This window comes from Bradyrhizobium sp. AUGA SZCCT0222, assembly GCF_018130205.1.
In the GTDB taxonomy this organism is placed as follows: domain Bacteria; phylum Pseudomonadota; class Alphaproteobacteria; order Rhizobiales; family Xanthobacteraceae; genus Bradyrhizobium.
On sequence record NZ_JAFCLX010000043.1, the window covers coordinates 37,793 to 61,950 of the forward strand.

A 24,158-nucleotide genomic window follows, 5' to 3' on the forward strand; every position below is an offset into this window, starting at 1 on the left:
GGGCGCGCCGGGCGTCCTGAAAAATCACTCATCCAGCGGCGCGCAGATTGTCGGCCGAAGATTTGCCAGAGCGACGATCGGCCACGATTTCGTAGCTGATCTTCTGGCCTTCACGCAGCGTACCAAGACCGGCACGTTCGACAGCGCTGATGTGCACGAACACGTCATTGCCGCCGTCATCCGGCTGGATGAAGCCATAGCCCTTGGTTGCGTTAAACCACTTCACGGTTCCCATGCTCACGGGGGTAGTCCCTTCTCAGATATACTAGTCGTAGCCCACCTCTCGATGGGCTGGTGAGATCGAATTTTTGGAAGGGTCGTCAGCGTCTAAACCGGCTGTACCGGTGGATAGCTAATGTCGTCCGGCCGAAAATCGATGCCCAATATTATTCGATCAAGGGGTCCAAAACAATCCTGACGTGCACGATTTTTTGAACAGGGCAAGCCCGGTCCATCGCGCACCGACATCATCTGTCGGGCACGATGGCAGTCGGTCGTGGGAAGCCCGTTACCGGCGGCGGAACTGGCCGCCACGCGGCGGTGCACCACGCGGGGCACCGGTCGAAGGACGCTCATCCTTGTGACGGAAAATCAGCCGGCCCTTCTCCAGATCATAGGGCGACATTTCGATCGTGACCCGATCGCCTGCCAGCGTCTTGATCCGGTTCTTCTTCATTTTACCGGCGGTGTAGGCAACAATTTCGTGTCCTGCGTCGAGCTGCACGCGGTAGCGCGCGTCGGGGAGGATTTCGGTCACCAGTCCTTCGAACTGGATCAGCTCTTCTTTAGCCATATTTGTCTCCAGATCGATCGAGGCTAGCGCTGCGGCCGATGGGTACGGTTGGGTTGGGTATTCGGGCGGCTCTCGCGATGCAAGAAGGCGACGCCTTGAATGCCTTCGCTGTTGCCACCCTGCGCCGGACGCGGCGACTCATGCCGGGTCGGCTGCGACGCGGCATTATTACCACCTCCGCGGCGGGGACGGCGAGGGCCTTTTGAGCCCGGTGCGGCTTCATGCGACCGGCCGCCATGACTGTGACCATGGCCATTGGAATGGCCGCGCGGCGCGGAGCGTGCGCCCCGGTTCTGGGACGGCTTCTGGGACGGCGCAGGCGCGGTATCGCGCGTGCCGGGCGTGCGGCGGTCTTCGCGGGGCAGCGCCACGCGGATCAGCCGCTCGATGTCGCGCAGATAACCCATTTCCTCGGCGCCTGCGATCAGCGAGATCGCAACGCCTTCGGCGCCGGCGCGCGCGGTGCGGCCGATGCGGTGGACATAGGTTTCCGGCACGTTGGGCAGGTCGAAATTGAACACATGGCTGATGCCGTCGACGTCGATGCCGCGGGCGGCAATGTCGGTGGCGACCAGGGTGCGGATCTCGCCGGAGCGGAACGCTGCCAGCGCCCGCTCGCGGTTGTTCTGCGACTTGTTGCCGTGGATGGCGTCGGCCCGGATGCCGACCTTGGCGAGGCCCTTTACCACCTTGTCGGCGCCATGCTTGGTGCGGGTGAAGATCAGCGCGCGGTCGACCGGCTCCTGCTTCAGGAGCTGGGCCAGGATCCCCGCTTTGGCGGCGAAATCGACCTGGATGATGCGCTGGGTGATGCGTTCGACGGTGGAGGCCACCGGCGTCACCGCCACGCGGGCGGGATCGCGCAGCATCGCTTCGGCGAGCTCGGCGATGTCCTTGGGCATGGTGGCCGAGAAGAACAGCGTCTGCCGCTTGATCGGCAGTTTGCCGACGATTTTGCGGATGTCGTTGATGAAGCCCATGTCGAGCATGCGGTCGGCTTCGTCGAGCACCAGGAACTCGACCTGGCCCAGCTTGAGGCCGTTGCTCTGCACGAGATCGAGCAGGCGGCCGGGGGTGGCGACCAGGACTTCGACGCCCTGCATGAGGGAGCGGACCTGACGGCCCATCGGCACGCCGCCGATCGCCAGCGTCGAGGTCAGGCGGATGTGGCGCCCATAGGCGTTGAAGCTGTCGAGGATCTGACCCGACAATTCGCGGGTCGGCGAGAGCACCAGCACGCGGCAGCTCTTGGGCTGCACCCGGACGCGGTTCTCCAGAATGCGGTGCAGGATCGGCAGCGCAAAGGCCGCGGTCTTGCCGGTGCCGGTCTGGGCGATGCCGACGACGTCACGGCCGGTCATTGCGAGGGGGACGGTCTGGGCCTGAATGGGTGTGGGGGTGAGGTAATTTTCTTCCTTGAGGGCACGCGAAATGGGATCGGCAAGGCCGAAATCCTGAAAGGAGGTCAAAAGAGGGTTCTTTCCATTAAAAAGGCAGACGCCCGGCCGATACAGCCAGGAGCGCGCGAGGGGGTGTCTGAGACACCCGCGTGTTTGGGGCGTCGGTTTTGCTAGGCTGAAGGGGCAAGCCAGAAACCGTTGAACGGGATCAGAACACGCGGCTCGCAAGGACCTGATGATTCTCTAGGTCACGGGGCTCATATGGAACATGAACGCGGCGCTTTCAAGGTAAATCGCCGGATATGCTTGGCGCGGTTAAGAAACAGCCGGAAATTCGCTCGTCCCACCGGGCCAGGCGCACGCTCGTTGGCCCCTGCATCGCCAAATTTTCGTGCCGTAAAATTAGACAAATGGCCTATTTTGCCCAAAATATAGACTGTTTGCCGCAAAAGAATACATTTACTGGGTCCAAAAAATAGGCAGATTTCTTGCCGTTTTCTCCGCAAGCGGAAGATTCTACTGCAGTTCTATAGACTTACCCTGTGCTCAGACCGTGGCATGGTTCTTGCGATTCCGTTAACGCAGGCGGCCGTTGGGGCCGTTTCGCAGCGTTTCACGCCTGCGTCAGGGAGATGACATTTCATGCTTGCACAACTTACCCACGATATAGCGACGCTGAGCCGCCGCCGCTGGCTGGCGGCGACCGCTGGTCTGGTTTTGGGCCTCGCTGCGTTCACCAATGCCAAAGCGGCCGACGACACCATTAAGGTCGGCGTGCTGCATTCACTTTCCGGCACCATGGCCATCAGCGAAACCACGCTGAAGGATACCGTCCTCTTTCTGATCGACGAGCAGAACAAGAAGGGCGGCATACTCGGCAAGAAGCTCGAGGCCGTCGTGGTCGATCCGGCGTCGAACTGGCCGCTGTTTGCGGAAAAGGCCCGCGAGCTGATCACCAAGAACAAGGTCTCCGTCGTATTCGGCTGCTGGACCTCGGTGTCGCGCAAATCCGTGCTCCCGGTGTTCAAGGAACTGAACTCGATCCTGTTCTACCCCGTGCAGTACGAGGGTGAAGAGAGCGAGCGCAACGTGTTCTACACCGGGGCGGCGCCGAATCAGCAGGCGATCCCCGCGGTCGACTACCTGATGAAGGACGAGAAGGTGAAGCGCTGGGTGCTCGCCGGCACCGACTACGTCTATCCGCGCACCACCAACAAGATCCTCGAAGCCTACTTGAAGTCGAAGGGCGTCAAGCAGGAAGACATCATGATCAACTACACGCCGTTCGGTCACAGTGACTGGCAGACGATCGTGGCCGACATCAAGAAGTTCGGCTCGGCCGGCAAGAAGACCGCTGTTGTCTCCACCATCAACGGCGACGCCAACGTTCCCTTCTACAAGGAACTCGGCAACCAGGGCATCAAGGCGACCGACATTCCGGTTGTCGCGTTCTCAGTCGGTGAAGAAGAACTCGCCGGCATCGACACCAAGCCGCTGCTCGGCCATCTGGCCGCCTGGAACTACTTCCAGTCGATCAAGGATCCGGGCAACGAAAAGTTCATCAAGGCCTGGCAGGCCTACACCAAGAATCCGAAGCGCGTGACCAACGATCCGATGGAAGCACACGTCATCGGTTTCGAAATGTGGGTCAAGGCGGTCGAGAAGGTGAAGTCGACCGACGCCGACAAGGTGATCGACGCGCTGCCCGGTATCGAAGCCAAGAACCTGACCGGCGGCACCTCGAAGATGCTTCCGAACCATCACATCACCAAGCCGGTGTTCATTGGCGAAATCAAAGCCAACGGCCAGTTCGACGTGGTGTGGAAGACCCCGGGTCTGGTGGCCGGCGATGCATGGTCGAAGGAGCTCGACGGCTCCAGGGACCTGATCGGCGACTGGGTTGGCAAGAAATGCGGCAACTACAACACCAAGACCAACAAGTGCGGCGGTCAGGGCTCCTGATCCCGGACTAATCCGAAGGATCATGATCTCGATCTGATCCGACAGGATCAGGATCCGTCTGACGTCCATAAGAAACTTCCAAGAGAAGACCGGAAGGCGGCGATGTCGCCGCCTTCCTTTTACTTCCGCCGGGGTCGTACAGTGCCTGCCAATGTCTTTGACCGCCTTCGCGCGCTTGTTCTTTCCGTCTTCCTGATTGCTGCCTTCGCTGTGCCGGCGCTGGCGGGTCCGTTCGAGGATGCGGTCGCCAAATTCGCCAATGACGAATTCTCCGACACCGACGAGGCGATTGGCCTGATCGCTTCGTCAGGCAACGCGCTGGCCTTTCCGATCATCAGTGCCCTCCAGGATGGCCGGCTGTCGGCCGATCCGGAATCCAAGAAAGTTTTCGTCACGCAGGCCGACGGCAAGATCATCGATGCCGCGACCGGGGCTGCGGTGGCCAGCCTGCCTGCCGGCGCGTCCGCCGTTCGCCTCAACAACCGCCTGCGCCGCACTGTGGAGGCCGCCCTTGGCAGCCTGACCCTGTTGTCCCCCGATCCCGCCAAGCGGATCGCGGCGGCGCAACAGGTGTTCAAGAGCCATGACGAGGCCGCGCTTCCGGTCATCGACGGCGCGCTGGCGAAAGAGACAAATAAGGCTGCGAAATCGGCTTTTGCCGAGGCCCGCGCCGCCATCCTGCTCTACAAGTCGGATGCGTCAGACGCCGAGAAGCTAGAGTCCATCGCCATCATCAAGGCGCGCGGCGATCAGGAAGCGCTCGCGCTGTTGACGGGCCTTGGCAGCGACGCGCCGCCGCTGGTGGCGCAGGCTGCTAGCAGCGCGATCTCCGCGATCCAGAGCAATCTTGCGCTGTGGTCGATGGTGCAGAACGCCTGGTACGGCCTGTCGCTGGGCTCGGTGCTGCTGCTCGCCGCGATCGGGCTTGCGATCACCTTCGGCGTGATGGGCGTCATCAACATGGCCCATGGCGAAATGGTGATGATCGGCGCCTACACCACCTTCGTGGTGCAGGAGGTCATCCGCACCCGCTATCCCGAATTGTTCGACTATTCGCTGCTGATGGCGGTCCCGCTGGCCTTCCTTGTTGCCGGCGCACTCGGCGTGGTGATCGAGCGCAGCATCATCCGCTTCCTCTACGGTCGCCCGCTGGAAACCCTGCTCGCGACCTGGGGCCTCTCGCTGGTGCTGCAACAGGCGGTGCGCACCGCCTTCGGCCCCACCAACCGCGAAGTCGGCAATCCCAGCTGGATGAGCGGCGCGTTCGAACTCGGCCAGATCACCATCACCTATAACCGGCTCTGGATACTCTGCTTCACGCTGGCGGTGTTCGCTATCCTGCTCGCGATGCTGCGCTACACGGCGCTCGGGCTCGAGATGCGCGCGGTGACGCAGAACCGCCGGATGGCGGCGTCGATGGGCATCGCCACCTCGCGCGTCGACGCGCTTACCTTCGGCCTCGGCTCCGGCATCGCGGGGATCGCCGGCGTGGCGCTGTCGCAGATCGACAATGTCAGCCCCAACCTCGGCCAGAGCTACATCATCGACAGCTTCATGGTGGTGGTGTTCGGCGGCGTCGGTAATCTCTGGGGCACGCTGGTCGGCGCCTTCACGCTCGGCATCGCCAACAAGTTCCTGGAGCCGGTGGCGGGGGCCGTGCTCGGCAAGATCGCGATTCTGGTGCTGATCATCCTGTTCATCCAGAAGCGGCCGCGCGGCCTGTTCGCGCTCAAGGGACGGGCGATCGAAGCATGACGCCGCATGTCCTCACCCGCTCGCTGGATCGCAGCGCGACCGTCTTCCTCTTGATCGTCGCCGGTCTCGGCGTGCTGATCCCGCTGTCGAACCTGCTGCTGCCATCAGGTTCGATGTTCCAGGTGCCGACCTATCTGGTGGCGCTGTTCGGCAAATATGTCTGCTACGCCATTCTGGCGCTCTCGATCGATCTGATCTGGGGCTATTGCGGCATTCTCTCGCTCGGCCATGGCGCGTTCTTCGCGCTCGGCGGTTACGCGATGGGCATGTACCTGATGCGACAGATCGGCAGCCGCGGCGTCTACGGCAATCCGGTCCTGCCCGACTTCATGGTGTTCCTGAACTATCCGTCGCTGCCCTGGTACTGGTACGGCTTCGACATGTTCTGGTTCGCAGCGCTGATGGTCTTGGTCGTGCCGGGCCTGCTCGCCTTCTGTTTCGGCTGGCTGGCGTTCCGCTCCCGCGTCACCGGCGTCTATCTGTCGATCATCACGCAGGCGATGACCTACGCGCTGCTGCTGGCGTTCTTCCGCAACGATTTCGGTTTTGGCGGCAATAACGGCCTTACCGACTTCAAGGACATTCTGGGCTTCAACGTCCAGGCCGACGGCACCCGCGCCGCTTTGTTCATCCTGAGCTGCCTGGCGCTGATCATTGCCTTCCTGATCTGCCGCGCGGTGGTGACGTCGAAACTCGGCAAGGTGCTGATCGCGATCCGCGACGCCGAGTCGCGCACGCGATTTCTGGGCTACCGCGTCGAATCCTACAAGCTGTTCGTGTTCACGCTGTCGGCCTGCATGGCCGGCGTCGCCGGCGCGCTCTACGTGCCGCAAGTCGGCATCATCAATCCCGGCGAGTTCGCGCCGGGCAATTCGATCGAGGCGGTGATCTGGGTGGCGGTCGGCGGCCGCGGCACGCTGATCGGGGCTGCGCTCGGCGCCATCGTGGTCAATTACGCCAAGACCGTGTTCACCTCGGGTCCCCTGGCGCCGTATTGGCTGTTCATGTTGGGCGCGCTGTTCATCCTGGTGACGCTGCTGCTGCCGAAGGGCATCATCGGCACCTTCAACGCCTGGTATGAGCCGTGGAGCGCGAAACGGCTGATGGCCGAAAGTGCGGCGCGCGAAGACGGCGTCAACGAACCGAACCCGGCGGAGTGAGCGCATGAACGTCATCGGTACAAGGACGACGTCCGCGCTGCTCTATCTCGATGGCGTGCATGTCTCGTTCGACGGCTTCCACGCCATCAATAATCTGTCGCTGACTCTGGAGCCGGGCGAGATGCGCGCCATCATCGGCCCCAACGGCGCCGGCAAGACCACGATGATGGACATCATCACCGGCAAGACCAAGCCGGACGAGGGGGTGGTGCTGTTCGACGGCGTCACCGACCTGACGCGCCTCGATGAAACCCGCATTGCCGAACTCGGCATCGGCCGCAAATTCCAGAAGCCGACGGTGTTCGAGAGCCAGACCATCGAGGACAATCTGCTGCTGGCGCTCAATGTCGATCACAGCGTCAAGGGCACGCTGTTTTGGCGCGGTAGCAAGCCCGACGCCGAGCGCATCGAGCGCGTACTGGAAACCATCCGCTTGAAGGATTCGCGGACCAAGCTCGCCGGAAGCCTGTCGCACGGCCAGAAACAATGGCTCGAGATCGGCATGCTGCTGGCGCAGGATCCGAAACTGCTGCTGGTCGACGAGCCCGTTGCCGGCATGACCGACGTCGAGACCCATCAGACCGCCGAGCTGCTCAAGGAAATCAACAAGGACAAGACCATCATGGTGGTCGAGCACGACATGACCTTCGTGCGCGAGCTCGGCGTCAAGGTGACTTGCCTCCACGAAGGCACCGTGCTGGCCGAAGGATCGATCGACCAGGTTTCAACCAATGACCGCGTGGTCGAAGTGTATCTGGGGCGGTGATCATGCTGAACGTCGATAATATCAGCCTCTATTACGGCGCGGCGCAGGCGCTGCGCGGCGTTTCGATCAAGGCCGAGCCCGGCAAGGTGACCTGCGTGCTCGGCCGCAACGGCGTCGGCAAGACCTCGCTGCTGCGCGCCATGGTCGGCCAATACCCGATTGCCTCGGGTTCGATCACGCTCAACGGCGACGATATCACCGGCCTTAAGCCTTACGAGCGGGCGCGAAAAGGCATCGGCTTCGTGCCGCAGGGCCGCGAGATTTTTCCGCTGCTGACGGTGGAAGAAAATCTCAAGACCGGCTTTGGCCCGCTGAAGCGTGACGACCGCAATATTCCCGACGACGTGTTCTCGCTGTTTCCGGTGCTGAATTCGATGCTCGGCCGGCGCGGCGGCGACCTTTCCGGCGGCCAGCAGCAGCAGCTCGCGATTGGCCGGGCGCTGGTGATGCGGCCGAAACTGCTGCTGCTCGACGAGCCGACCGAGGGGATCCAGCCCTCGATCATCAAGGATATCGGCCGCGCCATCTCCTATCTGCGCAGCCTCGGCACCATGGCGATCGTGCTGGTCGAACAATATCTCGACTTTGCCTGCGAGCTCGGCGACAATTTCGCCGTCATGGACCGGGGCGCGGTGAAATATGCGTGCGACCGGAGTGCGATGGATCCCGCCGAGATCAGCCGCCAGATGGCGCTGTAACTTTAAAGCGGATTGAGGCGCGGCGGCCGGTTTTGGGGAACGGATGCGGACCGAAACGACGGGCGCAGCTTCATCGACTTTCGCTGACAACCGGGCCCGGGGCGCGGTGAAGTTCGACGTGCGGCTGCAGGATGGCGTCACCCGCCGCGGCGTCTTGCATGAATCCGGCTCGCTCCGCGTAAGATTTCCCTCACCCGAGGACGACGGCCTGTCCGGCGTGTTCGTCAACACGGCCGGCGGCATCGCCGGCGGCGACCGTTTCGACATCGACATTGTGGCCGGTGAGGGCGCGCGGCTGACGCTGACGACGGCGGCGGCCGAGAAGGTCTATCGCGCACCCGGGCCGGCAGCAGCGCTCGACATTGCGCTCAAGGCCGAGGCGGGCGCGCACCTTTCCTGGCTGCCGCAGGAGACCATCCTGTTCGACCGCGCGCGGATCACACGGCGCATCGATATCGACCTGGCTGATGATGCCTCGCTTTTGCTGTGCGAAATCGTGGTGTTCGGCCGCGCGGCGATGGGCGAGCGGATGCTGCACGGCGAATTCATCGATCGCTGGCGGCTGCGCCGTGGTGGCCGGCTGGTGTTTGCCGAAACCATCCGGCTCGACGGCGATATCGGCGCAAAGCTCGCGCAACCTGCCATCGCCAAAGGCGGCGTCGCGATCGGCACCGCGCTGATCGTGCCCGGCGACGAAGCCGTGGTGGAGCGGATCCGCGAAGCATCAGACGCGTTCGGCGGCGAGGTCGGAATCTCCGCGTGGAATGGATTTGCAATGGCGCGCTTCTGTGCCCAAGATGCGGCGCGGCTCCGCGCCGACATGATGACCGTGCTCGGCCGCGCCTCCGGCGTGCCGCTGCCAAGACTCTGGCTCAACTAACGTCTCTGGCTCAACTAACGTCTCTGGCTCAATTAGATCGATCCAATTACTCGAGTGCCCGCATGAATCTCTCCCCCCGCGAAAAAGACAAGCTCCTGATCTCGATGGCCGCGATGGTGGCGCGCCGCAGGCTGGAGCGCGGCGTCAAGCTCAACCATCCCGAAGCGATCGCGATCATTTCCGACTTCATCGTCGAGGGCGCGCGCGACGGCCGCACGGTGGCCGATCTGATGCAGGCCGGCGCGCAGGTGATTTCGCGGGCGCAGTGCATGGACGGGATTCCCGAGATGATCCACGACATCCAGGTCGAGGCGACGTTTCCGGACGGAACGAAACTCGTCACCGTGCATGAGCCGATCAGGTGAAGTCGTCATTCCGGGGCGGCCGGTACGGCCGAACCTCAGATGTGCAATTGCACATCGGGGAATCCAGAAGTTATTGGAACGAGATTCCGGGTTCGCGCTGCGCGCGCCCCGGAATGACGAGGAAGGGAAGACACGATGATCCCCGGTGAACGCTTCATCCAGGACGGCGAAATCGAACTCAATGCCGGCCGCAAGACCGTGACGCTGACGGTCGCCAATACCGGTGACCGTCCGATCCAGGTCGGCTCGCACTACCATTTCTTCGAGACCAACCCGGCGCTCAAATTCGACCGCAAGAAAGCCCGTGGGATGCGCCTCGACATCGCCGCCGGCACCGCGGTCCGTTTCGAGCCCGGCCAGACCCGCGACGTGCAACTCGTCGCGCTCGCCGGCAAGCGTGTTGTTTATGGCTTTCGTGGCGAAGTGCAGGGGAAGCTCTAAGCAAGGCTGCCATGGGACAGGTTGCAAAGGACACGGTCGAAATTGGAGTCGTACTCCAGGGCGGCGGCGCGCTCGGAGCTTACGAGTTCGGCGCGATGATAGCGCTACTCGAATTGATGGATGCCATCGAAGTTCGAGGCAGGACCTTGCGGTTGGTAGCGGTAACCGGAGTATCGATTGGTGCGATCAATGCGGCTTGCGTGGTCGGCGCCAAAGACCGGGCCGACGCGCGCAAGCGCCTGCGTTCGCTGTGGTCCGAGCTGGCGCTGGAGACACCAAAACATTGGTGGGCTGCCGCAGGCCGCAATCTGGCATTGTTCGGTGTGCCCGGCTTTTATTCACCTCGCCGGGATGTCTGGAATTTCTTCAACTGGACCAACTTCTACGACACCAATCCGATGCTCGGAACGCTGAAGAAGCACGTGGATTTCGATTCGCTGAACAGCAGTCCGACCGCCTTTGTAGTCACCGCGGTCAATTTATCCTCCGGCGAACTGATCCGCTTCCGCAATCATCCACACAAGACGGAAGCAAAGACCGAGATCGGTCCGCTCCATGTACTGGCGAGCGGCAGTCTGCCGCCGGGATTTCCAGCAACCGCGGTCAACGATGCGAGTTTCTGGGACGGCGGTGTTGTCGATAACACGCCGCTCGGCGACGCCATCCATGCGTTTTCCGGATCGGCCGACGTCGATCGTATCCTGATCGTGATGAATCTGTTTCGGAAGAACCGCGCGGCGCCGACAAACATGATCGAGGTCAATGATCGGCTGGCCGAGCTGCGCTACGGCAATCGGCTTCGGCAGGATGGCGTGAACGCGCGCACCATAAACATGCTGCTGCGGATTATCGACGATCTGGCGGCCGCGGTCCCCGAAGGACAGCTCGATCAGAAGCTCAAGGACCGGGTTCTTGATGCGGGACGCTTCAAGGTGCTCGACGAGATCACCGACATCGATCTGACGGACCCCGCACTCATGGCGGAAGCCGGCTTGCCGCTTTCGTCCGAAGAGTCCGGATCCTTCCGCGATTTTTCTGCCGCAGGCATCAAGCGCCGTCATGATATCGGATACAAACTTGCCCAACTGAAGCTGCAAAAATTGTTCGAAGCACACGGCTTGCTGCCGGCTTCCCACTGACCAGGAGTTCTTCATGTCGATCAAGATGCGACGTTCCGTCTATGCCGACATGTTCGGGCCCACCACCGGCGACCGGGTGCGGCTGGCTGATACCGATCTCATCATCGAGGTGGAAAAGGATTTCACCATCTACGGCGAGGAGGTGAAGTTCGGCGGCGGCAAGGTGATCCGCGACGGCATGGGCCAGTCGCAGGTCACCAACCGGCAGGGCGCGGCGGATACCGTGATCACCAACGCGCTGATCGTCGATCACTGGGGCATCGTCAAAGCCGACGTCGCGATCAAGGAGGGCATGATCGCCGCGATCGGCAAGGCCGGCAATCCCGACATCCAGCCCGGCGTGACCATCGTGATCGGCCCCGGCACCGACGTCATCGCGGGCGAAGGCAAGATCCTCACCGCCGGCGGTTTTGACAGTCACATCCATTTCATCTGCCCGCAGCAGATCGAGCACGCGTTGATGAGCGGCGTCACCTCGATGCTGGGCGGCGGCACCGGCCCGTCGCATGGCACCTTTGCCACCACCTGTACGCCCGGCCCGTGGCACATGGGGCGGATGATCCAGTCGTTCGACGCGTTCCCGGTCAATCTCGGCATATCGGGCAAGGGCAACGCGGCGCGCCCGGCGGCGCTGGTGGAGATGATCAAGGGCGGCGCCTGTGCGCTCAAGCTGCACGAGGATTGGGGCACCACGCCGGCCGCGATCGACAACTGCCTGTCGGTGGCCGACGATTACGACATCCAGGTGATGCTGCATTCCGACACGCTGAACGAGTCCGGCTTTGTCGAAGACACGGTTAAGGCCTTCAAGGGCCGCACCATCCACGCCTTCCACACCGAAGGCGCCGGCGGCGGCCACGCGCCGGATATCATAAAAATTGCCGGCCTGAAGAACGTGCTGCCATCCTCGACCAATCCGACGCGGCCGTTCACCCGCAACACCATCGACGAGCATCTCGACATGCTGATGGTGTGCCACCATCTCGACCCGTCGATCGCGGAAGATCTCGCGTTTGCCGAAAGCCGGATCCGGAAAGAAACCATCGCGGCGGAAGACATTCTCCACGATCTCGGCGCGCTCTCGATGATGTCGTCGGACTCGCAGGCCATGGGCCGGCTCGGCGAGGTCATCATCCGCACCTGGCAGACCGCCGACAAGATGAAGAAGCAGCGCGGCTCGCTGCCCGAGGACAAGGGCAACAACGACAATTTCCGCGTCAAGCGCTACATCGCCAAATACACCATCAACCCCGCCATCGCGCACGGCGTCTCGAAGCTGATCGGCTCGGTAGAGAAGGGCAAGATGGCCGATCTCGTGCTGTGGTCGCCGGCGTTCTTCGGCGTCAAGCCGGATTGCATCATCAAGGGCGGTTCGATCGTGGCCGCTCCGATGGGCGATCCCAATGCGTCGATTCCGACGCCGCAGCCCGTGCATTACCGGCCGATGTTCGCGGCCTACGGCAAGGCGCTGACCGCCTCATCCGTGGTGTTCACGTCCAAGGCAGCAATTACAGGTGGGCTGGCGCGCAAGCTCGGCATCGCCAAAAAACTCTATCCGGTCAAGAATACCCGGGATGGTATCTCGAAGAAGAGCATGATCCACAACGGCGCCACCCCCAAGATCGAGGTCGATTCCGAGACCTATGAGGTACGCGCAGACGGCGAGCTTCTGACCTGCGCGCCGGCCGAGGTGCTACCCATGGCGCAGCGCTATTTCATGTACTAGGCTTTCGCCCGGGCGATCAAAGCCAGAACAAAAGTCCGGGAGAATTCACGTGATTTACGTCGTTGCCACGCTGACCATCAAGCCTGAAACACGCGCCGATTTCATCGCGGCGGCCACCGCCTGCATCATGGAAACCCGGAAAGAGCCGGGCAACATCGCCTATGATCTGCATGAAAGCGTCACCGACCATTCCAAGATGGTGTTCGTGGAGCAGTGGGAGAACATGGAGGCGCTGGGGCCGCACCGGACCGCCGAGCACATGAAAACCTTCGGCCGCGTCGCGGTCAAATGCATGAGCGCGCCGCCGAAGATCGAGTACATCACCCCCGAAAAAGTCGAAACCCGCTAATCAAGAAAAACGAGGGAGAAAATCCATGATCTACGTCATCGCCACCACGCCGATGAAGCCGGAAAACAAGGACGACTTCATCAAGGGGCACAAGGCCTGCACCGCCGAGACGCTGAAGGAGAAGGGCTGCCTCTCCTATGACGGCAATGTCAGCGTCAACAATCCCAATCTGTATGTGGTGGTTGAGCGCTGGGAGACCCGCGACGACCTCAACGCCCATGGAAAGGCGCCGCACATGAAGGTGTGGCGGGAATATTCATCGCAGATGAAGACCGCGCCGACCGTGATCGAGATCATCAGCGACGGCAAGGTGGAGAAGTTTTAACTCCTATGATCAGGGCTACAAGCGTTCAGGGCCAGCATCGCTGGACGGAAGCCGCCGCCGATACCGTGGTGCTCGATTTCGACGATCGGCACCGGCGGCGGATGGCGATGACGGGCACACGCGGGCTCGAATTTTTGCTCGACCTGGAACACGCGATCGCGCTTCGCGGCGGTGACGCGCTGGTGCTGGAAGACGGTCGCCTGATCGAGGTGGTCGCCGCACCCGAGCCGCTGATCGAGATCCGCGGCGCCGATCCGCTGCATCTGGTTCGCGTCGCCTGGCATCTCGGCAACCGCCATCTGCCGACCCAGATCATGCCGAAGGGCCTTCGCATTCGCCGGGATCATGTGATCGAGGCGATGGTGAAGGGCCTCGGCGCGCGCATCATCGAGATCGAGGCGCCGTTCGATCCCGAAGGCGGCGCCTATGCGGGCCACGCGCATGCGCCGGAAGCCGCGCATGGGCATGCCGGCCACGACCATTCCTCGCACGGCCATTCACACGATCACGACCACCACCATCATCATGATGAGCATTGCGACCACGATCACCACCACGATCATTCCCATGCTCATGACCACAAGTGAGCCCGTCCCGGCTGACGGGATGACGGCAGACGAGGGAGCGGCGCTGTACCGGCTGATGACGTGGCTGTCGCCGGCCTTTCCGGTCGGCGCGTTCTCCTATTCCAGCGGCATCGAATGGGCGGTGGAGGCCGGCGACATCACCGATGCCGCCTCGTTGCGCGAGTGGCTGACGGCGATGCTGGCCGACGGCTCGGGCTTTTGCGACGGCGTGTTTCTGGCGCAGGCGCACCGGGCGGCGACTGCAAACGACAAAGCCGCGCTGCGCGAGATCGCGGAGCTTGCCGCGGCCTTCGTGCCGTCGCGCGAGCGCCAGCTCGAAACCTCGACCCAGGGCCGCGCCTTTATCGACATCGCGCGCGCGGCCTGGACCTGCGACGGCCTCGACGAGCTGGTTTCAGCTTGCGACGGCGTCACCATCTATCCCATCGCGGTCGGCATCGTCAGTGCCGCGCATAAAATTCCGCTGGCGGGGGCGATGCATGCGTTCCTGCATGCGGTGGTCTCGAACTGGATTTCCGCAGGCGCGCGGCTGGTGCCATTGGGGCAGACCGACAGCCAGCGTATCCTGGCAGCCCTCGAGCCGGTGGTGGTCGCGACCGCCGCACGCGCGCTGCAGGCCGCGCTCGACGATCTCGGCAGCGCGACGTTTCGCGCCGATCTCGCCAGTCTCCGGCATGAGACGCAATATACGAGGCTGTTCCGGTCATGATGTGCAGGGCAATTCTCCCTCCACGCGTCGTCCCGGCGAACTCAGATGCGCAATTGCGCATCGGGGGGAGCCATACGCCGCGGCCCATCGTTGAGGCGCGCTGTCAGATAACTTTTTTTACCATAGCCACCGGCGATGCTTGTTGCGGAAGGGCGTCGGCCATCGTGCCGGACTGAAAGATCACGCGGTATGGGTCCCGGCCTTCGCCGGGACGACAATTGAGGGAATTTTTTAAATGTCCAAATCTCACGGCCCGCTGCGTGTCGGTGTCGGCGGTCCCGTCGGCTCCGGCAAGACCGCGCTGATGGACCTGCTCTGCAAATCGATGCGCGAGCGTTACGACATCGCCGCGATCACCAACGACATCTACACCAAATGGGACGCCGAGTTCCTGGTGCGCTCGGGCTCGCTGACGGCGGACCGCATCGCCGGCGTCGAGACCGGCGGCTGCCCGCACACCGCGATCCGCGAGGACGCCTCGATGAATCTCGCCGCCGTCGCCGACATGCGCGCGAAATTCCCCAATCTCGATCTGGTGCTGATCGAGTCGGGCGGTGACAATCTGGCCGCCACGTTCTCGCCCGAACTCGCCGATCTTACGATCTACGTCATCGACGTCGCCGCCGGCGACAAGATCCCGTCCAAGGGCGGGCCGGGCATCACCCGCTCGGACCTGCTGGTGATCAACAAGATCGACCTCGCGCCGCATGTCGGCGCGTCCCTGGAAAAGATGGATACCGACGCAAAAAGGATGCGGGGCGAGCGCCCTTTCGTGATGACCAATCTGAAGAAGAGCGAGGGGCTCGAGCGCATCATCGGCTTCATCGAGACCAGGGGCGGCCTGCGCCCCGCGCCGAAGGCCAAGGTTGGGTAATGGCAGGGGTAGAGGCGGGTTAACGCCGCCGGATTTGGTTAACGGTCGCGGCCCACGGCCCTGCGTCGGCGCGCCTTCTTAAATCCGCCATCACGGGGCGCGACGGTGGCGGGATGTCGCTTCTTGGATATTGCTGGGATGCCTGGAACCAAATTGGTCCGACTTCATTAGCATCTTCTGGCCCCGCGAAATCAGCGTTAACGGCGGCCACGTGTTGCCCGCTGCCAACCAGTTAGTTGCGTGCTGATGATCGCTCATTCATATTCGCCCGCGATCGGCCGTCGTCCGGTTTCTATTTGTTGCCGCCCCGGCAGACCTCGAATGCTTCCTTCACGTTTGCGCCAACACTTCATTCCCGAGTAAGCGAGTGGTCCGGCTGGGTTTCATTATCGGCTTCATCGCGCTGATTGGAGGTTTGCTCTCCGGTCTTGCGGCCTATCGCGTTCATGAACAGGAAGTGACCCTTGACGGCATCGCGCTGGCGCGCGCCATCGACGTCCACGCCAGCCTGGTGCAGGACCGGTTGACCGAACGCGAGCTGCTGGCCCGCGTCGCCTCCGGCCTGTTTCGCGCGCCGTCGGTGCTCAAGGCCAACATGCTGCAGCCGCTGCGCGCGTCGATCTACGCCTTCAAGACCGATTTCGTGGTCGCCAATTGGATCGCGCGGCTCAAGCCGGACGAGCTGGAAGCGGCACGTGCGGTGCTGAAGAGCTCAGGGTTCACCGATCCGACGATTCGCGATTTCGACGACCGGCCGCTGGATATGAAGGCGATCGACAAGCCGATCAACGTGCTGATGGACCTCGAGCCGCGCAGCGCGGATACGCTGAGCTTTCCGGGCCGCGCTTACGACCGCCACTCGATCATCGGGCCGGTGCTGACGCAGGTGATGGAGGGCGGCAAGCCGGTGGCGTCGGACCCGATCCCGCTGTTGCGCAAGGATGGTCCGGTCGGAATCGTGCTCGCCGCGCCGGTCTATCAGGAAGGCTCCAGCGAGGCCGCAGGCTTCGTCACGTTCTCCTACGAACTGGCGACGCTGATGCTGACCAATGACGACCGGTCGCTGTTTGCGGTGGTGCTGAAGGACCCGAGTGACGCCAATGACGAATTCGTCGCCAACGACCAGGGTGCGGTCACATTGCAGCCGGTCAGGCCGGAGGGCCCGGCGCCGTCGATGGTTCGTACCGTGACCTTCGGTGGCCGCGACTGGTCGCTCGGCTATTACGCCAAGACCAACGTGGCCGTGCGGGCGCAGCAGACGGCGGTGATCGTGGCGGCGATCGGGCTGGCGCTGACCGGCATCGTGTGCGGCCTGTTCGGCTATGTCGCCTACAACAATTTGCGGCTCAGCCGCGAGATCCAGGTGCGGATCGGCTTCGAGCGGCGGCTGACGGCCGTGATCGACGAGCTCAACCACCGGGTCAAGAACATCCTCGCGGTGATCCAGTCGATCGTGACGCGAACGCTGCGCCACGGTTCTGACATCGACGTCTCGCGCGAACTTTTGATCGGGCGCATCCATGCGATGTCGAACGTGGTCACGCTGCTGAGCGAGAGCCAGTGGCAGGGCGTCAAGCTGAAGGGGCTGTTCGAGGCGCGCGCGATACCGCATGCCGATCGCATCGCGGTCAACGGCCCGGACATCGCGGTGAGCGCGCGCGCCGCGCAATCGCTGTCGCTGTTGTTCTTCGAACTGGCGTCGCATTCCGACGAGGGCCTGTCGCTGGTCGGCAAGCATCCGCATATCGTCGCGAACTGGGAAATATCGGGCGAGGAGCCGGATACGGTTTTCCATTTCCGCTGGGAGGAGTTCAACACCTCAGCGGCGACCCGGCGCGAGGACAGTGATTTCGGCCTGATCCTGCTCGACCGCGTGGCGCCGGAAGCGCTCGGGGGCACCGCCAAGCGCTTCTTCACCGATGTCAGCTACGTCTATGAGCTGACCGCGCCCATGGTCACCGTCGTCGACATGACCGAACGCGACCGCACCGAACAGCTCTCCGCCCCGGTGCGGCCGGTGAAGTAAGCGCTCCCTTTTGCGTTCGTGTACGCAAGAATTCTCCCCGTCATTGCGAGCGAAGCGAAGCAATCCATCTTGCCGCGGAAAAGCAAGAGTGGATTGCTTCGTCGCTGCGCTCCTCGCAATGACGGTGAATGTTGTCTCGTTCCAGCGCGTCATCTAGGAACCACTCGCGTCCCCCACGCATTTATTCGTATCAATCAGATGACGGACGGAGACCATCCATGGGACGCTATCTGCTGTTATGGGTGCTCGGCATACCTCTGCCGATTCTCGTGCTGATCTACGCCTTCGGCGGCCTGAATTAGAAACCCAGAACTTCCCGACAACAAAAAAGGCGGCCCGGTCGGGCCGCCTTTTGCGTCATGCGAACCGATGCATGTCAGCTGTTGCCGCCGATCACCGCGCGCACCGTGTTGTCGGGGCCGAAATCCTCGGCGCCGTCGACATAGAGCAGGGCGGAAAGCTTCGAGCGCGCGCGATTGACGCGGCTCTTGATGGTGCCGACTGCGCAGCCGCAGATGGCCGCGGCGTCCTCATAGGAGAAGCCGGAGGCGCCGACCAGGATCAACGCTTCGCGCTGGTCTTGCGGCAGCTTGTCGAGCGCGACGCGAAACTCCTCGAACTCCAGATGCGCGTTCTGCGCCGGCTGGGTCTTCAGGGTTTTGGCGTAATTGCCCTCGGCGTCCTCGACCTCGCGCCGCCGCTTGCGATAGTCGGAGCGGAACAGGTTGCGCAGGATCGTGAACAGCCATGCCGGCAGGTTCGAACCGGGCTGGAACGAGTCGATGTTGGCGATCGCGCGCAGCAACGTTTCCTGCACCAGATCGTCCGCACGGTCGCCGTTACCGCTGAGCGAGATCGCGAACGCGCGCAAGGACGGTACCGACGCCAGGATGTCGTCGCGAAGAGAGTCTGTGAGAGGCATCAGTCCCTCCCGTCAGTTTTTGCAGCTTGGTCCGTTTGGGCCGCTTGAGCCACCGCTTCGGGCCCGTCGAGCTTCCGGATCAGCTCCGCAAAGCGGTCTGGTACCCCTTGGCGCACCACGTCGTCATACATGGCGCGCAGCTGGTGGCCGATTCTAGACTGGATCTCGGCATTGAGACCGCCCTGCTTTTTTACTTCTTTCATGATGTCATCCACGCTTCCCCGAGTGTTAAGTACCTTATATTTCAAGACTTTTCCTCGAAATTAGGCCTTGGCCGCCCGCGCTCTTGGTCAAGCCTAATGCGATGAGTTCAGAAAAGTTCCGAAATTAGGGAACTGTTTGGAGGAACTTTTTCGCCCCTCAGGCGTATTCGGGGATGACAGGGGAACCGGGTCGCCCCGTTTCAGGTAGGTTACGCCGGACCAGGCGTTCAGGTTCGACCCAGATGTGGCCCGCACAGGGCCTCAGACAAGGATGGAGTGGGGATGTCCCGATCACAGCTCGTTGCTGAACATTTGCCGCTGTTGCGGCGCTACGCCCGCGCGCTGACCGGAAACCAGTCGTCAGGTGACGCTTATGTCGGGGCCATGCTGGAGGCCTTGCTGCAGGACGGCTCGCTGCTCGACGAAAAGCACGGTCCGCGCGCCGGACTGTTCCGGCTGTTCACGCAGATCTGGAATTCGGTCTCGGTCAACGAGAACCCCGATGTTACGACGCTGGCTCTGCCGTCGGAGCGCCGGCTCTCGAACATCACGCCGTTGCCGCGCCAGGCGTTCCTGCTGCTGTCGCTGGAGGGCTTTTCCGAAGAGGAAGTGGGTTTCATTCTCGGCACCGACATCGCCGAGACCCGTAAGCTTGCCGACGCCGCCGGCCGCGAGATGGCGGCGGAAATCGCCACCGACGTGCTCATCATCGAGGACGAGACCTTCATCGCGATGGACCTCGAGAGCCTGGTGAAGAACCTCGGCCACAACGTCATCGGCGTCGCGCGCACCCATGCCGATGCGGTCGCGCTGGCCAAGAACAAGAAGCCGGGGCTGATCCTCGCCGACATCCAGCTCGCCGACGGCTCTTCCGGCCTCGATGCGGTCAACGAGCTGTTGAAGGTGTTCGAGGTCCCCGTGGTGTTCATCACCGCCTATCCCGAGCGCTTCCTCACCGGCGAGCGCCCCGAGCCGGCGTTCCTGATCTCAAAACCGTTCCAGCCCGCGATGGTCTCGGCGGTGGCGAGCCAGGCGCTGTTCTTCCAGCGCAACTCCCGCAACCGCGCGCCACGGGCAGCGACGGGTTAGGCTGGTATCGTTGTACTAAAACGAAAACGGCGCGCTTCACGGCGCGCCGTTTTTCTTGCGCGCTCGGCTTTCTTTCGTCGTCCCGGCGAAGGCCGGGACCCATACGCCGCGGCCGGTATCGTTGGAAAGAAAGACAACGACTACCGTGCAAGACAAATTCCGCTGGTGGTTATGGGTCCCCCGATGCGCAATTGCGCATCTGAGCTCAAGGCCGGGACGACGATAATTGTGAGCCGCGCGCCTCAGTTACACGCCTCACCCAACTCTGCGCGCCAGCACCGTGCCAGGTCGTCAAGTCAACAGCCGCGGCAGATGCTCCGCATCTTGGCGTTGATTGTGGCCTCTTCCTTGACGAGGTCGGGGTGCGGTCCGTTGGTGAAAAAGAACTGTATGCCGAATTTGAACTGGCTGTCGGCCGCTTTGGGCGGCGGTGCTGGAAACGGTTGAGCGCGGTCGATCAGCGCCAGCGCCTCTGCATCCAGCGCTGGAATGCCGGTGCTTTCCCGAAGCCAACTCGAAACCAGCTTGCCCGAGCGGTCCAGGACAAAACCAACCGTCACAGCGCCGGTCTGGCCCTGCGCTTCGGGCGGAAATCGCGTGTTGGTATTCAGGCGATTGCGGACTTCACTTTTCCATCGCTTCAGGACGTCGATTTGGGCGGCGTAACCGGGCATAGCGGCGCCCATCAAGAAAATAACAAAGCCCAGCCGCAACCACATCGATAATCTAACCGCTTCCGCATTTCGCCGCGCGCACCCTCCAGTTGATCGCAAGGCGAACTAACCGCGTCAATCGAAATCTACCTGCGCGCCCCACACACCTCCCTGATATCCCTCGCCAGTGCATCGACCCTTTCCGGATCGGCATCCCAGGCGAACATGAAACGCGCGCCGCCGCCGATGAACGTATAAAACTGCCAGCCGCGCTGGCGCAGCGCTTCCAGCCGGTCGGCGGAGGCGTGCAGGAAGACCGCGTTGGCCTCCACCGGAAACATCAGCTTGAAATCCGGCAAATCGGCCACCGCGGCAGCGAGCCGCGCGGCGCCGGCGTTGGCATGCCGTGCATTGCGCAGCCACGCGCCGTCCTGCAGCAGCCCGACCCAGGGGGCCGCGAGGAAGCGCATCTTAGAAGCGAGTTGCCCCGCCTGCTTGCAGCGATAATCAAAATCCTCGGCCAAGCTGGCATCGAAGAACAACATCGCTTCGCCGACCGCCATGCCGTTCTTGGTGCCGCCGAAACACAGCAGATCGACTCCGGCCTTCCAGGTCATCTCCGCCGGCGAGCAATTCAGCGACGCACAGGCGTTGGCAAAGCGGGCGCCGTCCATGTGCAGCCGCAGGCCGATTTCCCTGCAGGTCGCCGCCAGCGCCCGGATTTCACCCAGCGAATACACCTGGCCGGTCTCGGTCGGCTGCGTGATCGTGACCACGCGCGGCTTCGGGAAATGGATGTCGGACCGGCCGGTGGCGAGGGAGCGCACCAGGTCGGGCGTCAGTTTGCCGTCCTCGCTCGCAGCGATCAGAAGTTTTGAGCCGTTGGAAAAGAATTCCGGCGCGCCGCATTCGTCGGTTTCGACATGGGCCGACGAGGAGCAGATCACGCTGTGATAGGACTGGCACAGCGACGCCAGCGCCAGCGAATTGGCGGCCGTGCCGTTGAAGGCAAAAAACACTTCGGCGTCAGGCTTTTCGAACAACTCCCGGAATGCGTCCGACGCGCGCAGGGTCCAGGGATCGTCGCCATAGGCGGTCGCGTGCCCCTGATTGGCCTCCGCCATCGCCGCCCACGCCTCCGGGCAAATGCCGGCATAATTGTCGCTCGCAAACTGCTGGGGGTTGGGGGGCATGGCGGGTCGCTTTCCTGATGTCATGGGCGCCATCGCTAGCATGAGGCCGCAACAGGCGCGAGGTTTGCCTCCCGAAAATCGCCAGAGAAATCAACGACTCGCAGGCGATGAACGCTTTGCATGGCTGGCGCCACTAAGCTCAGGACGGGCACTTGAGCCGAGCCCTCTCAACACCGGAAATCCATCCAATGAAGCGTCGAACGAAAGTTGTTTTGCTGGTCAGCGGCCTGCTGGTTGCGGCGGCCGCTTCCACGGTAGGCGTGCTGACGGTGGCGCTCGCGAAAGTGCTGGATCCCTATGATTATTGCGCGACCGGCTATTCACCGCTGGTCGTCCCGTGCGCCCTTCATTGGTCATCGCGGACCACCACTCAGGGGACTCCGGCAATCCCGTCGAACACGCCGCCCAAATTCCAGGGGAGCTATACCGACAAGACGGCGTGGGCCATTGCTGACTGTCCGCAGAATGCCATCGGCAGGCGGCTGCTCTGCAGCGTCAGCTCGGACGCCAGGCCCGCAGAGGCCGCGAGCGACGATCTAGTCTCCGGCTTGCCGCGGCCCAAGCCCTGGGTTGTCACGACGGGCAAGAGTTCACGGTTCATTGACGCGGTTCACGTCGAAACGCCGCTCGATCTCGCAGGCACACTCCGCTTCTATCGCGAGGCACTCGCCAAGCGCGGCTGGACGGAAAATGAAGGCGCGGTCATCGAGCGAGACAAGGCCACGATCACGTTCGCCACCAAGGATGGACCGGCGCAGCTTCGGCTCACCCGCCAGGGCGACAGGACGATCGCCGATTTGTCGCAGCGCAAGCCTGCGGACGCGGATGGCGACATCCTGCCGATGCCAGGGCAAATGCGGCTGCGGCTTGGCAACGGCGCGAAGGAAGCGGCCGTCATCACCGTCAACCGGCAGACCATCAGTTTGGCCGCTGGCGCCGGAGAAAGTTTGACTGACGATGCCCATAGCGGACGCAAATCGCCCAATGGTCAGGAAGTCAATCTGCCGCCCGGCAAATACAAGGTCAGCCTCAAGCTCGCGAGCGGCACGGCGCACAACCGGGAGTTCGAGTTCGCTGCCGGCGAGACCTGGGGCCTCGTGGTCGGCAAGGACGGCACCCCGCTCCCTGTGCAGCTTTATTGACGTGGGTGGCTCGGCTCGCGCCGATGTTCCTGAATTTTCAAAAAAAAGCGGGGCGCGACCGGCATCACCACGGTCGCGCCCCACATCACCGGTCTATGGGGCAGGGGGAATGACCGGCTTTTGGAAAGACTCACAAGCCGGGGAGTCGTTCCAGCCGCCTTCAAATATTTTCGTACACGGTTAAGTGATCGGTTGTCCGCCGAACCCGCACGGCCTGGTTCGTGTTGTGTTCATGATCGCCATGGGGCGAGGGACACACCAACATGTCACAGATTCATAAGGGAATTTTCGGCTCGCTCGCGATCGCCCTGACCCTTGGCGCGGGCGCGGTCCAGCTCGCATTCGCCCACGACCTGATCGGCAGTCGCCAGGCTACGGCCGCGGCGCCCGAAACCGGCGTCAATCGCGCCGGCAAGTCCGACCGCGCATCGGTTCCCGCGGCGGCCGGGCAGACCCAGACCATTGTGCTGCGGCACGACGGCGTCGCCGATACCTCGGTGCTGGTCCGCGTGCCTGTCGCCAAAGCGGTGCGCAACGAAACGCGCAACGGCCCGGCGCCGACGCCGACACCGCCGGCGACAAAGCCCGCGCCCAGGAAAATCGCCGTCGCCTGCGAGCCGCCGGTCAGCGTCCTGACCGATGTGGCCAAGCTGCTCCAGCCCGGGCGGTGCGTGACGTAAGGGGGCGCCCATTCCCTATCTCGTCATTCCGGGGCGCGCGTAGCGCGAGCCCGGAATCCATCAGGCATGCGCTGTCGCTTAATGGATTCCGGGCTCTCGCTTCGCGAGCCCCGGAATGACGATGAGACGTGCGACAAAGTAACCCGACGGCCGCGCCCGGCGTAGCCTTGGCGTAGCCGGGGCAAATCACTTCCGATTTACGGAAATCGTGTCAAGCCCTGAAATAAAAAATATTTCTGTTTACCAGAACACAAATCAGGGGCATATATTCGCCCATCCCGTCCTACTCAGAAGGGCGTCGGCCGTCGTCACGGACGTTGG

The 24,158-nt window shown here is 62.8% G+C and carries 26 protein-coding genes; 19 read left to right on the forward strand and 7 right to left on the reverse strand.

What is annotated here, in order from left to right; translation table 11 throughout:
- Positions 1-28 precede the first annotated feature (28 nt).
- The 3 genes from JQ629_RS28545 to JQ629_RS28555 form a co-directional block, all read right to left on the reverse strand.
- Positions 29-241: a cold-shock protein gene (locus JQ629_RS28545; RefSeq protein ID WP_002714433.1), complete on the reverse strand. Its 213-nt coding sequence runs from the start codon at positions 239-241 to the stop codon at positions 29-31.
- Positions 242-508: 267 nt separating this feature from the next.
- Positions 509-793, reverse strand: coding sequence for a translation initiation factor IF-1 (gene infA, locus JQ629_RS28550; RefSeq protein WP_025588295.1), 285 nt, complete (start codon positions 791-793; stop codon positions 509-511).
- A 23-nt stretch (positions 794-816) separates the two neighbouring features.
- Positions 817-2,262 carry a DEAD/DEAH box helicase gene (locus JQ629_RS28555; RefSeq protein ID WP_212415449.1) on the reverse strand — a complete coding sequence of 482 codons (1,446 nt, stop codon included), beginning with the start codon at positions 2,260-2,262 and terminating at the stop codon, positions 817-819.
- A 573-nt stretch (positions 2,263-2,835) separates the two neighbouring features.
- Here JQ629_RS28555 and urtA point away from each other — a divergent pair.
- From urtA to JQ629_RS28635, 16 genes are all read left to right on the forward strand, one after another.
- Complete coding sequence (gene urtA, locus JQ629_RS28560) at positions 2,836-4,155, forward strand: urea ABC transporter substrate-binding protein (RefSeq protein WP_212415450.1); 1,320 nt, start codon at positions 2,836-2,838, stop codon at positions 4,153-4,155.
- Positions 4,156-4,296: 141 nt separating this feature from the next.
- Positions 4,297-5,910 (forward strand): urea ABC transporter permease subunit UrtB, encoded by a 1,614-nt coding sequence (gene urtB / locus JQ629_RS28565; protein ID WP_212415451.1) that lies wholly within the window; start codon positions 4,297-4,299, stop codon positions 5,908-5,910.
- On the forward strand, positions 5,907-7,070 hold the full coding sequence (urtC, locus tag JQ629_RS28570; RefSeq protein WP_212267069.1) for an urea ABC transporter permease subunit UrtC: 1,164 nt from the start codon (positions 5,907-5,909) through the stop codon (positions 7,068-7,070). The genes urtB and urtC overlap by 4 nt, the downstream gene beginning before the upstream one ends.
- A gap of 4 nt (positions 7,071-7,074) precedes the next feature.
- The gene (urtD, locus tag JQ629_RS28575) at positions 7,075-7,836 is read left to right on the forward strand and encodes an urea ABC transporter ATP-binding protein UrtD (RefSeq protein ID WP_192737164.1); all 762 of its coding nucleotides are present in this window, start codon (positions 7,075-7,077) and stop codon (positions 7,834-7,836) included.
- A 2-nt stretch (positions 7,837-7,838) separates the two neighbouring features.
- Positions 7,839-8,534, forward strand: coding sequence for an urea ABC transporter ATP-binding subunit UrtE (gene urtE / locus JQ629_RS28580; RefSeq protein WP_192737165.1), 696 nt, complete (start codon positions 7,839-7,841; stop codon positions 8,532-8,534).
- Positions 8,535-8,577: 43 nt separating this feature from the next.
- Complete coding sequence (locus JQ629_RS28585; protein WP_212415452.1) at positions 8,578-9,414, forward strand: urease accessory protein UreD; 837 nt, start codon at positions 8,578-8,580, stop codon at positions 9,412-9,414.
- A 62-nt stretch (positions 9,415-9,476) separates the two neighbouring features.
- Entirely contained in the window at positions 9,477-9,779 is a 303-nt protein-coding gene (locus tag JQ629_RS28590) for an urease subunit gamma (protein WP_212415453.1), read from the forward strand.
- A 135-nt stretch (positions 9,780-9,914) separates the two neighbouring features.
- A complete protein-coding gene (locus JQ629_RS28595) occupies positions 9,915-10,220 on the forward strand; it encodes an urease subunit beta (RefSeq protein ID WP_212206313.1) in 306 nt (101 codons plus the stop codon).
- Between the two features lie 11 nt (positions 10,221-10,231).
- Positions 10,232-11,359, forward strand: coding sequence for a patatin-like phospholipase family protein (locus JQ629_RS28600; protein WP_212415454.1), 1,128 nt, complete (start codon positions 10,232-10,234; stop codon positions 11,357-11,359).
- A gap of 13 nt (positions 11,360-11,372) precedes the next feature.
- Complete coding sequence (ureC, locus tag JQ629_RS28605; RefSeq protein ID WP_212415455.1) at positions 11,373-13,085, forward strand: urease subunit alpha; 1,713 nt, start codon at positions 11,373-11,375, stop codon at positions 13,083-13,085.
- 49 nt (positions 13,086-13,134) lie between these two features.
- Complete coding sequence (locus JQ629_RS28610; protein WP_192737171.1) at positions 13,135-13,434, forward strand: putative quinol monooxygenase; 300 nt, start codon at positions 13,135-13,137, stop codon at positions 13,432-13,434.
- 25 nt (positions 13,435-13,459) lie between these two features.
- The gene (locus tag JQ629_RS28615; protein ID WP_212415456.1) at positions 13,460-13,759 is read left to right on the forward strand and encodes a putative quinol monooxygenase; all 300 of its coding nucleotides are present in this window, start codon (positions 13,460-13,462) and stop codon (positions 13,757-13,759) included.
- Between the two features lie 5 nt (positions 13,760-13,764).
- The gene (ureE, locus tag JQ629_RS28620; protein ID WP_212415457.1) at positions 13,765-14,346 is read left to right on the forward strand and encodes an urease accessory protein UreE; all 582 of its coding nucleotides are present in this window, start codon (positions 13,765-13,767) and stop codon (positions 14,344-14,346) included.
- Positions 14,327-15,055: an urease accessory protein UreF gene (locus JQ629_RS28625; protein ID WP_212415464.1), complete on the forward strand. Its 729-nt coding sequence runs from the start codon at positions 14,327-14,329 to the stop codon at positions 15,053-15,055. Before ureE ends, JQ629_RS28625 begins: the two co-directional genes overlap by 20 nt.
- Before the next feature lie 235 nt (positions 15,056-15,290).
- Entirely contained in the window at positions 15,291-15,929 is a 639-nt protein-coding gene (ureG, locus tag JQ629_RS28630; protein ID WP_212415458.1) for an urease accessory protein UreG, read from the forward strand.
- Between the two features lie 367 nt (positions 15,930-16,296).
- Positions 16,297-17,955, forward strand: coding sequence for a CHASE domain-containing protein (locus JQ629_RS28635; protein WP_212267088.1), 1,659 nt, complete (start codon positions 16,297-16,299; stop codon positions 17,953-17,955).
- Between the two features lie 376 nt (positions 17,956-18,331).
- On the opposite strand, the gene JQ629_RS28640 is transcribed toward JQ629_RS28635, so the two are convergent.
- Entirely contained in the window at positions 18,332-18,877 is a 546-nt protein-coding gene (locus JQ629_RS28640; RefSeq protein ID WP_211999750.1) for a sigma-70 family RNA polymerase sigma factor, read from the reverse strand.
- Complete coding sequence (locus JQ629_RS28645; protein ID WP_212415459.1) at positions 18,877-19,080, reverse strand: NepR family anti-sigma factor; 204 nt, start codon at positions 19,078-19,080, stop codon at positions 18,877-18,879. Before JQ629_RS28645 ends, JQ629_RS28640 begins: the two co-directional genes overlap by 1 nt.
- Positions 19,081-19,362: 282 nt before the next feature.
- On the opposite strand from JQ629_RS28645, the gene JQ629_RS28650 reads away from it, so the two are divergent.
- Complete coding sequence (locus JQ629_RS28650) at positions 19,363-20,169, forward strand: response regulator (RefSeq protein ID WP_212415460.1); 807 nt, start codon at positions 19,363-19,365, stop codon at positions 20,167-20,169.
- Between the two features lie 296 nt (positions 20,170-20,465).
- On the opposite strand, the gene JQ629_RS28655 is transcribed toward JQ629_RS28650, so the two are convergent.
- Together JQ629_RS28655 and JQ629_RS28660 are read right to left on the reverse strand one after the other, a co-directional pair.
- A complete protein-coding gene (locus tag JQ629_RS28655; RefSeq protein WP_249135336.1) occupies positions 20,466-20,882 on the reverse strand; it encodes an energy transducer TonB in 417 nt (138 codons plus the stop codon).
- An 86-nt stretch (positions 20,883-20,968) separates the two neighbouring features.
- On the reverse strand, positions 20,969-22,015 hold the full coding sequence (locus JQ629_RS28660; RefSeq protein ID WP_212415461.1) for a threonine aldolase family protein: 1,047 nt from the start codon (positions 22,013-22,015) through the stop codon (positions 20,969-20,971).
- A 188-nt stretch (positions 22,016-22,203) separates the two neighbouring features.
- Between JQ629_RS28660 and JQ629_RS28665 the strand changes: the two genes are divergently transcribed.
- Positions 22,204-23,157: a hypothetical protein gene (locus tag JQ629_RS28665; protein WP_212415462.1), complete on the forward strand. Its 954-nt coding sequence runs from the start codon at positions 22,204-22,206 to the stop codon at positions 23,155-23,157.
- Between the two features lie 263 nt (positions 23,158-23,420).
- Positions 23,421-23,837 carry a hypothetical protein gene (locus JQ629_RS28670; RefSeq protein ID WP_212415463.1) on the forward strand — a complete coding sequence of 139 codons (417 nt, stop codon included), beginning with the start codon at positions 23,421-23,423 and terminating at the stop codon, positions 23,835-23,837.
- The last annotated feature ends 321 nt before the right edge of the window (positions 23,838-24,158 follow it).